11 protein-coding genes are annotated in these 9,529 nt (G+C 62.5%); 5 read left to right on the forward strand and 6 right to left on the reverse strand.

Features of this window, described 5'->3' with window-relative positions; translation table 11 throughout:
* Window positions 1–222 precede the first annotated feature (222 nt).
* Together RFN30_RS04480 and RFN30_RS04485 are read left to right on the forward strand one after the other, a co-directional pair.
* Window positions 223–1,119, forward strand: a complete 897-nt coding sequence (locus RFN30_RS04480; protein ID WP_320260900.1) for a DMT family transporter — start codon at window positions 223–225, stop codon at window positions 1,117–1,119.
* A gap of 97 nt (window positions 1,120–1,216) precedes the next feature.
* Window positions 1,217–2,131 carry an alpha/beta hydrolase gene (locus tag RFN30_RS04485; protein ID WP_320260901.1) on the forward strand — a complete coding sequence of 305 codons (915 nt, stop codon included), beginning with the start codon at window positions 1,217–1,219 and terminating at the stop codon, window positions 2,129–2,131.
* A gap of 229 nt (window positions 2,132–2,360) precedes the next feature.
* Here the strand turns inward: RFN30_RS04485 and RFN30_RS04490 are convergent, their stop codons facing one another.
* Window positions 2,361–3,212 (reverse strand): hypothetical protein, encoded by an 852-nt coding sequence (locus RFN30_RS04490; protein ID WP_320260902.1) that lies wholly within the window; start codon window positions 3,210–3,212, stop codon window positions 2,361–2,363.
* 434 nt (window positions 3,213–3,646) lie between these two features.
* On the opposite strand from RFN30_RS04490, the gene RFN30_RS04495 reads away from it, so the two are divergent.
* The 3 genes from RFN30_RS04495 (at window position 3,647) to RFN30_RS04505 (ending at window position 6,317) form a co-directional block, all read left to right on the forward strand.
* Window positions 3,647–4,609: a LysR family transcriptional regulator gene (locus RFN30_RS04495; RefSeq protein WP_320260903.1), complete on the forward strand. Its 963-nt coding sequence runs from the start codon at window positions 3,647–3,649 to the stop codon at window positions 4,607–4,609.
* Between the two features lie 371 nt (window positions 4,610–4,980).
* Window positions 4,981–5,262, forward strand: coding sequence for a hypothetical protein (locus tag RFN30_RS04500; protein ID WP_320260904.1), 282 nt, complete (start codon window positions 4,981–4,983; stop codon window positions 5,260–5,262).
* 95 nt (window positions 5,263–5,357) lie between these two features.
* Window positions 5,358–6,317 carry a DMT family transporter gene (locus RFN30_RS04505; protein ID WP_320260905.1) on the forward strand — a complete coding sequence of 320 codons (960 nt, stop codon included), beginning with the start codon at window positions 5,358–5,360 and terminating at the stop codon, window positions 6,315–6,317.
* Window positions 6,318–6,690: 373 nt separating this feature from the next.
* Here RFN30_RS04505 and RFN30_RS04510 read toward each other — a convergent pair whose 3' ends face one another.
* The 5 genes from RFN30_RS04510 to RFN30_RS04530 form a co-directional block, all read right to left on the reverse strand.
* On the reverse strand, window positions 6,691–6,864 hold the full coding sequence (locus RFN30_RS04510; RefSeq protein ID WP_320260906.1) for a hypothetical protein: 174 nt from the start codon (window positions 6,862–6,864) through the stop codon (window positions 6,691–6,693).
* 152 nt (window positions 6,865–7,016) lie between these two features.
* Window positions 7,017–7,238, reverse strand: a complete 222-nt coding sequence (locus RFN30_RS04515) for a hypothetical protein (protein WP_320260907.1) — start codon at window positions 7,236–7,238, stop codon at window positions 7,017–7,019.
* Window positions 7,239–7,626: 388 nt separating this feature from the next.
* Window positions 7,627–7,896: a hypothetical protein gene (locus RFN30_RS04520; protein WP_320260908.1), complete on the reverse strand. Its 270-nt coding sequence runs from the start codon at window positions 7,894–7,896 to the stop codon at window positions 7,627–7,629.
* Window positions 7,893–8,234 carry a hypothetical protein gene (locus tag RFN30_RS04525; RefSeq protein WP_320260978.1) on the reverse strand — a complete coding sequence of 114 codons (342 nt, stop codon included), beginning with the start codon at window positions 8,232–8,234 and terminating at the stop codon, window positions 7,893–7,895. The genes RFN30_RS04520 and RFN30_RS04525 overlap by 4 nt, the downstream gene beginning before the upstream one ends.
* Before the next feature lie 294 nt (window positions 8,235–8,528).
* Window positions 8,529–9,527, reverse strand: a complete 999-nt coding sequence (locus RFN30_RS04530) for a 4-hydroxyproline epimerase (protein ID WP_320260909.1) — start codon at window positions 9,525–9,527, stop codon at window positions 8,529–8,531.
* Window positions 9,528–9,529 lie beyond the last annotated feature (2 nt).

Raw genomic sequence — 9,529 nt, forward strand, 5'->3', positions numbered from 1 at the left:
ATATTCGTTCCTGGCCGCGGACCCAAGACTGCCGAGGTCAGGGAGACGCGCAGCATTGAACGCCGGTCGCCGCGCGTCACAGCGCCGGCGACTTGTGCGCGAATGTCCATCGTTGGATTGCTCGGCCCCTTCGCAATAGGATAGATTGCGTTGCGACAGCAGTCGAAGCTGCCGGTGTGCATGCCGAAGTGAATTTCACGCGAGGGGCGGCGAGGTCGGCACATGGCCGATGCTGGGACAGTTTCGGTAGCTGCTGCCGGCTTCAAGCATCGGTTGCTCGGTGTCGGCCTGGTCGTCCTCTCGACTATCGCCATCGCGATTGTTCCGAGCCTCGCAAAACTCGCCTACGAGGGTGGCAGCAACACGCTCAGCGTCATCACCGGCCGAAGTGTTTTTTCGGTCTTGATCACACTCCTGTTGCTGGTGGTCTTGCGCCAGCCGATAGCAATTCCGCGCCGGCCGATGCGGATCGGCCTGGCAATGGGCGTGGCCTATGCCGTAATGCTCTACGGCTACCTGGGAGCTGTAAACTATCTTCCAGTCAGCCTGGTGATCCTGATTTACTTCATCCATCCGGTACTTGTCGGGTTCATCGTGATGTACCTGGGTCAGGAGAAACTCACGAGAGTGTCTGTCGGGGCGCTCGTTGCTGCCCTGGTCGGCCTTTACCTTGCCATTGGCCTTTCTTTCGAAAGGCTAAGTCTCGTGGGTTTGAGCCTCGCTGCGTTGGCAATGGCGGTGACAGCCATCATTGTCGTTTGGAATGCTCGCGCCATGGCGGAGGCGAAGGCGATCTCGATCGGCTTCTACATGATGCTTTCTGCGGCGGCCACGCTCACGGTGATCTTCGCGCTCTTTGGAACATTGGCCTTGCCCACGACAATGCTCGCATGGACCGGCTTTGTCGGCGTCGCCATCGCTTCAACTGTCGGAACCCTCGCGTTCATGTCCGGCATGGCTTATGTGGGCGCGGCGCGCGCCGCAATGATCAGCAATCTGGAGCCGGTCCTAGGAGTCCTGTTTGCGATAGCGCTTTTGGGGGAACGGGTCTCGCTCGTTCAAGGTATCGGCATCGCGGTCGTGATAGGCGCGATCTTTGTAATGGAGATGCGTCGTTAGCCACGCGGACGTCCGCCCCAATACCTATCCCGACCCCTGCGCCTAACGTGAAGGCGCTCCGCCGGTCGTGGGCGTGGATTTGTCGCGGGAAGCAAAAATGAGCGATGCGCAAGAACAGCTCGATCTGACGGAAATCGACGCCATCCGCGCCTTGCTGGCCTCAAGACCGCGGCCGGTCGGCTGGGACGAACGCCGTGCGCGGCTCGACGAGGTCGGCTCGTCCTGGCCGATTGCGGATGACATCCGCTGCGAGGCGGTGGGTTTCGACCGCCTCGCTGGCGAGTGGTCGCTGGCGCCCGGCTCCGACACGGACAAGGTGCTGCTCTTCTTCCACGGTGGCGGCTACTGCTCCGGCTCGATCAAAAGCCATCGCCGGATGGTGACAGAGGCCGGCCGGGCGATGGGAATGCGCACGCTTGCGGTCGGCTACCGGCGCGCGCCGGAACATTCGTTCCCCGCGCAGCACGAAGACGCGCTCGCCGCATGGCGCTTCCTTGCCCGGCAAGGGATCGCGCCGGGTCGCATCGTAATCGGCGGCGACAGCGCTGGCGGCAATCTCAGCCTGTCGCTGGTCAGTCGGTTGCGCGCGGCGGGCGAGCGGCTGCCGCGCTGCCTTTGGCTGGTCTCGCCCTGGACGGACCTTTCGATGTCCGGCCCGACGCTATCGAGCAAGGACGCGACCGATCCGATCATCCACCGGACCTATCTGGAGGAACTGGCGAGCGCCTATGTTCCCCGTAGTGTTGACCGGCGCGATCCGCTGATCTCCCCCTTGTTTGCCGATCTGAGCGGATTTCCCCCGATGCTGATACAGGTCGGCTCGGCCGAGACGCTGCTGTCTGATGCGACGCGGTTGGCTGAGGCCGCCGGCGCGGCAGACGTCAAGCTGCGCCTCGAAATCTGGCCGCATATGATCCATGCCTGGCCGGTCTGGAACGCGCAATTGAGTGCCGGTCGCCGAGCGCTTCGGAGCGCCGGCGACTTTGTTCGCGATCAACTGCTGCCATCGTGAGATGGCGCCGGTTCAGGCCGGAAGCCGGACGTAGAGGTCTTGGCGCGCTGGCGCTTGATCGCGCGCGGACAGCGTGGTCACGTTGCATGCCCCGCCTGGCCGATTGCGCACTGCGCGAACGAAGCCATACGATCGAGCCATGCCGTACTATCCAGACGCCAGCCAGCAAACGCGAGCCAGTTGTCAGCTCCACTGCCTTCGTTAGACGAGACGATGTTCGAGGCACCCTCTACGTCTTCGGATACTCGCTTACGTGCTCGCACTTAAGCTCGCGAGGAGTTTCCGAACCGCGCTGGATGAGGAGACCCACCACGTCCCCAAGCGCGTGCTTGCGCATCGCAACCTGAACGTCCCAGAAGCCGCGCACCTGTTGGCCATCAACCGCGAGGACTCGCTCTCCCCCTAGCACTCCGGCACGCGCCAGCTGGCTATCCGGCCTGGGAGTTTGGAGGACGAAAGCGGGCGGCTCCGACTCGGTCGGGACTGCAGAAGCCCAGGGAAGACCAGGCCGAGATGCAGCGGCATCGCGCCAGGCGGTGGTCAGTGTTTGGGTGCCAGCGTCCACGCAGCCGCAGGCACCGAGACCGCACATAGGGCAGAGACATGCGCAGTGAAGCCCGTCCTGGGCGAGCTGCCATGCTACAACCCCTGGCAGCAGCCCCGCCGTGGATAGTGCGGCGTCGGCATGCGCCTTCAGATGCTTCGGCGCGATCTCCCTGAGACGCGGCTCATAGAGCCGTAGCGCCACCTCGTACAGCATCGTGTAGCCGAGTGCGCAATGGTGGAACGCTAGGGATAGGTCCCGCAGTGCCTCGGAGAGTGCGTTGGACTGCCGCGATACGGACGGAGGGGTCGTTATCTCGCCACTCGGCTCGGCCGGACCGGACTCCTTGAGGTAGGCAGCAAGCTCTTCGCAGTGCAGCTGCACCATCGGTCGGAGGCGCTCTATGGCGGCGAGGCTATCGGCGTGCCCGGCAGACAATTGCTGTGCTCGCTCAAGCCTTCCCGCGACTTCACTCTCATTCGCGACGACTTCCGCCACGCTACGGCGGATTACCTGGAACCTCAGATCGGCTGTCATTCCCTGATCCTCCCTTGCGACTCAACGTCAGTAGTGTCCTTCATGCCGTGAGGGGCGCGTTGGTGCAGGCAGTGACCCTGTAATCACCCGCTCCCTGCGCATAGGAGACGATCCCATGAAAGCGGCCGATATCGACGCTTTCAGCCCCATAGGGCACGAGTTGGTCGGCTCCGGCGATCGTGGTCGTCGCGATACATGACGCCGGGAGGATGAGGTACCTTCTTCCCCCCCTCGAACTGTATTGAACTCTCCTGCTTCGACAAGTTGACGCGTTTCACCGCTATCCTGCGTGCCCGGACATGCGAGTCTCCGGCTACCCCCGAACGCAATGTTCGTGGTCAAGCATTGAAGACACGCGGCAATTGGTAGCTTTCGCCCGATTGTGATGGATCGTCCATCAACCCGTAGCAACATTCCATACGCTATTGGCTATAATGACAATCAATCAATATGCGTGGGAAGACCACGAATTCGTTATGGCTATCCAACGAGACGCCCTTCCACCTCTCGAATGGATCCGGGCTTTCGAAGCCGCGGCTCGGTTGAGCAGCTTTACCGCTGCGGCAAGGGAGCTCGGGCTTACTCAGGCTGCGGTCAGCCAGCGTATTCGGAATCTGGAGCTACGACTGGGTGCGCATCTTTTCGATCGGCAAGCGAGAGGAGTCGCTCTTTCACTCGAGGGCGAAACGTGGCTGCCGCAAGTACAGGCGGCTCTCGATCAGCTCGTGCACAGCACCGCTAACCTCTTCGCGTCGCCTCGACGCAAGATAACCATTGTAGCCACCGCTTCGGTCATCGAGCTTTGGATCGTTCCTCGCCTCTTGCAGATCGTGCGGGGGTTTCCGGATCTGCAGGTTTCGTTTGAGACCATTCAACAACTGCCCGATCACCCGCGAACGGAGGCCGATTTCGAGATCATCTTCGGTGAGGGCAATTGGCCCGGCCACGAGGCGCGGCGCCTCTTTTTCGAGGAACTCTCGCCTGTAGCAGCCCCTGCCTCATTGAGGGAAGCATCGGGGGATTGGGAGAAGTTGCCGCGAATTGCTACCTTCGGGCCGAGAATCGGATGGAGAGACTGGTCGACCGAAATGGACGAGCCGCCACCGCCGCCTGCGCGATTGCGCTTCGATACCTTCGCGCAGGCGTTGCGTGCGGCAGAGCTCGGCTGCGGTGTTCTCTTAGGATCGCTCGCGCTTTGCCGAACGTCACTCGATGCCGGCCGCCTTGTCCGCCTGACCGACAAGGTCCTTCGTACGAAGGGGTGCTATTGGATAACCTGGTCTCGCAGTCAGCCCGGATTCCGCGAGCGCCGAACCCTGCTTGACTGCCTTACAATGGAGATGAGCCCCGAGTCGGAGCGGCTCAAGGAGGCGGCTCTGCCCACCTCCTTGAAGTGAAGCGCAATGGCTTGGTCGCGCCGATATTGTTGAAAAAGACTCCGACCGGTCCAAGTAGAACGTTTGCTTAGAAATTAGGAGTCCGGTTGCGAACGCTGCCGAACATTGCTCTTAGTTGACAAACGGACTTTCGCAGCGGGAGCCGAAGTCCGCGGATGGCGCGCAGGGGAGGCGCCGGGTCTCTTGCGCCGACGCTTAAGATGCGACCCTTCCTGTTAACCATCAGTTAACTATCCGGTGGCCTTCGATAGGGTTCTGGAGGATACTGATCTTGGCCGCGAGTCGTCAGCGCGGCCGACGTTAAAATGAAGCGGCGGAACACCGTCGTCTCCCGGGGAGGCGCCGTCATCAGCTTTGATGAGGAGCGCCAAATGCAGATCGAAGACGCAGTTGCCGCAGCGACGGCTGAAGCCGGCACGCTTGTGTCTTGCTTAGGCCAGCCTGTCGTTGCCTATCACGTCACGGCAATCATGAGAGAAACGGACGCGGCGCATGCCAGGGCGATGCAGCTCGCCTTGATGCGGCGAAGCATCGAGGCACTTGTCGATGATGGCCTGGAGGACGGGGCTGCTGAAGATTTTGCTTCACGGTTTCACGGGCGCCTTGGCTCGGCCTGGAGGCTTCTCCATTTGTCGGACGGTGCGCCGCACTGACCTCGATCCACCCGACCGTCCAACCGCGCGGATAGGTAACGCCCCAGGACGGTGACATAATGCGGCGCGCGTCTGGCGTTCATCGGGGGGATGACATGCAGGCAATACCGATATCGCATCCAGGGGAGCAGCCTGTCGCGGCGCCGCTACCCTCGCTCTCCGGTTATCCGGCCGCCGTGCTGTGCTGGCTTCTTTCGGCCGGCGTCTATATCGCGGCTAAGTGGGTGGCGCCGGAAATGCCGCCCTGGGGGCTATGCTTCTGGCGGCTTGCGCTGGCCTGCGCCATCCTGTTGCCGATCGTGCATCGCCATCACGGCGCGATGCTGGCGCTTCTCAAATCCCGGCCGCTGGAAATCGTCGCCGTGGGGGCGATCGGGCTCACGCTCTGCCAGGGCATGATCTACCGTGGCCTCGCCGACACCGACGCGACGACGGCCGGCATCATCATGGCGCTGTCGCCGGTCATGACGATGGTGCTCGCCCGTTTCGTGCTCGACGAGCCGCTCGGGCTTTGGCAGGCGCTCGGCGCGCTGGCGGCGCTCGCCGGCATGCTGGTCATCGTGGCGCATGGCGATCTGACAGCGCTGGTGCAACTCAAGTTCAATCTCGGCGAATTGTGGATCATCGGCAGCGCGTTCTGCTGGGCGCTCTACACCGTGCTGGTGCGCCGTTCCAAATTCGGCATCGAGCTATTGCCGCTGGTCGTGCTCCTGCTCGGCGCCGGCGCGCTGGTCGCTTTGCCTTTCCATCTGTGGGAATTGTTCAACGACGAACGCTCGGCCTTGAATGTCCATGGCTGGCTCGCGCTCGCCTATCTGGCAGGCCCCGGCGGCGCCTTGATGTACTACCTCTACAACCGCAGCGTGGACACGCTCGGCGCCAGCCGGGCGAGCATGCTGCTCTATCTGCAGACGCTGTTCGTCGCCATCCTCGCCTATCTGCTGCTCGGCGAGAGCCTGCACGACTACGATCTGCTCGGCGCCGCCTTCATCATCGCCGGCATCGTGCTTGCCACGGTGCTGAAGGCTAAGCCAAGTGCCGCTCGCGCGGCATAGGCTGCGGTTCCCTGACAGCGGCGCGGAATTCAGTCGGTGTATGCCGACGGCCGTTCAATCCCGGAGGCTCCCGTCCGACGTCCATCTGGGCTTGAACGACACCGCCCGTAGTCCTGCCTTGCGTACCCGATCGACGAACGCATCGTTGACGAACACCGGTGACGCTATCGCCGACCTTGATCTGCGGCAGGTCGCGGGTCAACGCGCGAAAGCCGACTCCGTAATACATGTTGCGGGCCTCGGCATGCGCCGGCCGGCAAGATTTCACCCGGTCGTCACGCGGATGCCGCACATTAGGAACACCGAACGAACGATCCTCCGGTCGGTGTCCCCAAGGCTTTCTCGGCCCGGCTGAAGACCGGGCTTTCTTTTTCTAGGTGTCGGCGGATTCCAGCTTCGACCGGATAGCGTCGACTGCCTTTACAATGGCGTCCGCCGCTTGACGGTCGAGCGCCACATCCAGGCGGCCTTGCGTTGTCTGGATCGACAGGATGCCAAGATGTCCTTTCTCGTCCCTGACGGTTCCGACATGAAATTCGGTCGGCACGAAAGGCGGTGCTTTCTCCATCGGACTCATTGGTTACTCGCGTTACCGGGCGACTTTGACAATCGCGCAAGCAAGCGGCTCGTTCAAGCGGCCCTCGGTTGAAGTGGAACAGAACAACCTGTCGGGCAGCGGAAGCGACGTTGATGTCACCGCTACTCCGGCAGTACCGCCACCCGCGTCGCGTCGGTGACGTCCTCGATGATGGCCGACGCGATCCCGCGGCAGGCGACCAGCATGCGCTTCGCGCCGGCGGCCCTTGCCAGCAGCATGCCATGAAGCTGCAGCGCGATGCCCAGCCCGCGCCGCTTGATCCCAATAACTTGCATCGGCAGATACAGAATGGGGTGGATGTGCTTCTTTGCGCCCCTGAGCACGGGCTCTATCGCGCAGAGTCACTAGGCGCTGCTTTACGGCCTGTCGACACTCCTGACACGGGAGCGGCCCGGAGCCCTTGTTGGGGTTTGGTGGCGTGGGGCAAGGGCCACCGGGCCTAACCGGCGGGGACCTAGTACGGGGACTTCGCTAAGAGGGCACCGGCTGATGGAAATATGATCTTCTGCTAATGGAATTGGAACGCATCCCTAAGGACGAAGCCGGGAATGGCCACCTTAGGTAGGTAATGTCTAGCCTGGGGCACCGGCGCCAAGCTTGTATCGGCCTGAAAGAGCCTGGGCCGCTGCGCCGCTCCACGTCAGCCGCGACGAAAAAAGGCCGTCCCAAAATGAATGCAGATGGAACGGCCTCCCCATAACACGGTGGAGTTCAATAGCTCGTCTTGGGCGCTGCCGTTGTAGGCGCCGCAGCCTTCGCAGCGTGCTTCTTGTGCCTGACCGGGCACTTATGCGTCTTGGTTGCTTTGCAGACCTTCTTGTGCGGCTTCTTAGCCGCGGTTTTTGCCGGCGCGGCTGCCATGGTCGTATCGGTGGAGGCGGCCGGAGCGGTCGTCTTGGTGGCGGCGGCGTTGCCAAGGGCGGGCATGGAGAAGGCGAAAGCAACGGCGAGACCGAGGACGGAAAGGAGGGACTTTCTCATGGCTTTTTCTCCTTGCTGTGCAGGTCGGTTTTGGGTGTCACTGCATCGGGGTCGATCGGTGTCACGCCAAGCAGCTTCAGAGCGTTCGCGAACGCACGGATCCCCTGCGCCTGCTTCCTGGTGGCGCAGAGCCGGTCTCCCTTTCTTTGCAGTGCCTTCGCCGCGGTGACCTGCGTTGACGCGGCATGGGTTTCGAGGGCTTCGTCGACCTGGCGGCTGAGTTTGGTGCAGCGCTCGGTCCGGGTCGTGGCAACCTTTGCCTCGCCGGCTTCAACCGGGCCGGTGCCGAGCGAAATGCCGAGCAACGCACCCATCAAGCCGATCGAGAACCTTTGCATCGCTTGTCGCCAATCCGAACAAGTTGCTGCAGTGCTGCAGCCGATCATCGACCCTCTCCAGTCAATCTTACGCCTGAACGATTTCTGGAGTTTTTCTGAAGTGTTTCTGAATTGTTTCTAAAATGTGTCTGAGGCGCGGGCGGAGCGCCTTAGGAGCACGTCGCTCATAGGTCGTCGAACAGGCAAGCTAGGGTGCGAGCGTGCCAACCTCCTCGGGCCGTGCGCTTCGCTTGCTCAGCTATTCTGGCGACTGTGATTGGGCGACAGCAAGGTGTCGAAAGCAGGCGCCTGCCATCATCGGATCTGGAATCCGTGCGCGAGTGGATCGCGATCGTCTACGAAGATCGTGTTGTGGCCGATGATCCGCGCCCAGCCGCCAACGCTTGGCTTGATGCCGCTAAAGGGGCCAATCTTGGTCTCCGCCTCGATACGGCCCTCGAACACCGTGCCGATCAGGCTTTCCTGGCGGAAACCGTCGCCGACCTTTAATCGCCCCTTTCCATGAAGCTGCGCCATGCGCGCCGAGGTTCCCGTGCCGCCCGGCGAACGGTCGATCGCCTTGTCGCCATAAAACACCGCGCCGCGGCCGTCGGCATCGCTGCCCAAGGGCTTGTCGCACCAGATGGCGTGATGCACGCCGCGTATTCTCTGGTCCTCGGGATGGACTGGATCGCAGACCGGCTCCAGGGCGTTTCGGAGACGCCGGCTGAGGTCGACGATGTCGCTCGCCGACATGCCGTCCAACCCCTGCCAGTTTTCCTGCGGTTCGACGACCGCGTAGAAGTTGCCGCCATAGGCGATGTCGACGACGAGCCGGCCGAGACCTGGAACATCGACGCTCACATCCGCGGCATGCAGGTAGCTCGCGACGTTGAACATCCGAACGGACTCCACGAACTCGCCCGGCTTTTCGTACTGGATATCCACTCTTCCTGCCGGCGTCTCGATCGAGAGCTTGCCCGGAACGCGCGGCGTAACGAGCCCTTCTTCAAGCGCAGCCGTCACCAGTCCGATCGTGCCGGCGCCGCACATGGGCAGGCAGCCGCTGACCTCGATGAAGATGACGGCGAAGTCACAGTCCTCGCGATGCGCGGGATAGATGATGGCGCCCGACATGATGTCGTGCCCGCGCGGTTCGAACATCAGCGCCCGCCGGATCCAGTCATGGTCGCGCACGAACAACTCGCGTCGCTCGGCGATCGGGAGGTGGGGCAGCAAAGGCCCGCCGCCGGCGACGAGCCGAACCGGATTGCCGCATGTGTGGGCGTCGATGCAGAAGAAGCTGCGCCGCATGA

This window comes from Mesorhizobium dulcispinae (genome assembly GCF_033977345.1).
Taxonomy (GTDB): Bacteria; Pseudomonadota; Alphaproteobacteria; order Rhizobiales; family Rhizobiaceae; genus Mesorhizobium; species Mesorhizobium dulcispinae.

Excerpts from the sequence above, each read along its gene's own strand:
- RFN30_RS04480 (WP_320260900.1), top strand. The coding sequence starts at position 223 with ATGGCCGATGCTGGGACAGTTTCGGTAGCTGCTGCCGGCTTCAAGCAT.
- RFN30_RS04485 (WP_320260901.1), top strand. The coding sequence starts at position 1,217 with ATGAGCGATGCGCAAGAACAGCTCGATCTGACGGAAATCGACGCCATC.
- RFN30_RS04490 (WP_320260902.1), bottom strand. The coding sequence starts at position 3,212 with ATGACAGCCGATCTGAGGTTCCAGGTAATCCGCCGTAGCGTGGCGGAA.
- RFN30_RS04495 (WP_320260903.1), top strand. The coding sequence starts at position 3,647 with ATGACAATCAATCAATATGCGTGGGAAGACCACGAATTCGTTATGGCT.
- RFN30_RS04500 (WP_320260904.1), top strand. The coding sequence starts at position 4,981 with ATGCAGATCGAAGACGCAGTTGCCGCAGCGACGGCTGAAGCCGGCACG.
- RFN30_RS04505 (WP_320260905.1), top strand. The coding sequence starts at position 5,358 with ATGCAGGCAATACCGATATCGCATCCAGGGGAGCAGCCTGTCGCGGCG.
- RFN30_RS04520 (WP_320260908.1), bottom strand. The coding sequence starts at position 7,896 with ATGAGAAAGTCCCTCCTTTCCGTCCTCGGTCTCGCCGTTGCTTTCGCC.
- RFN30_RS04525 (WP_320260978.1), bottom strand. The coding sequence starts at position 8,234 with ATGCAAAGGTTCTCGATCGGCTTGATGGGTGCGTTGCTCGGCATTTCG.
- RFN30_RS04530 (WP_320260909.1), bottom strand. The coding sequence starts at position 9,527 with ATGCGGCGCAGCTTCTTCTGCATCGACGCCCACACATGCGGCAATCCG.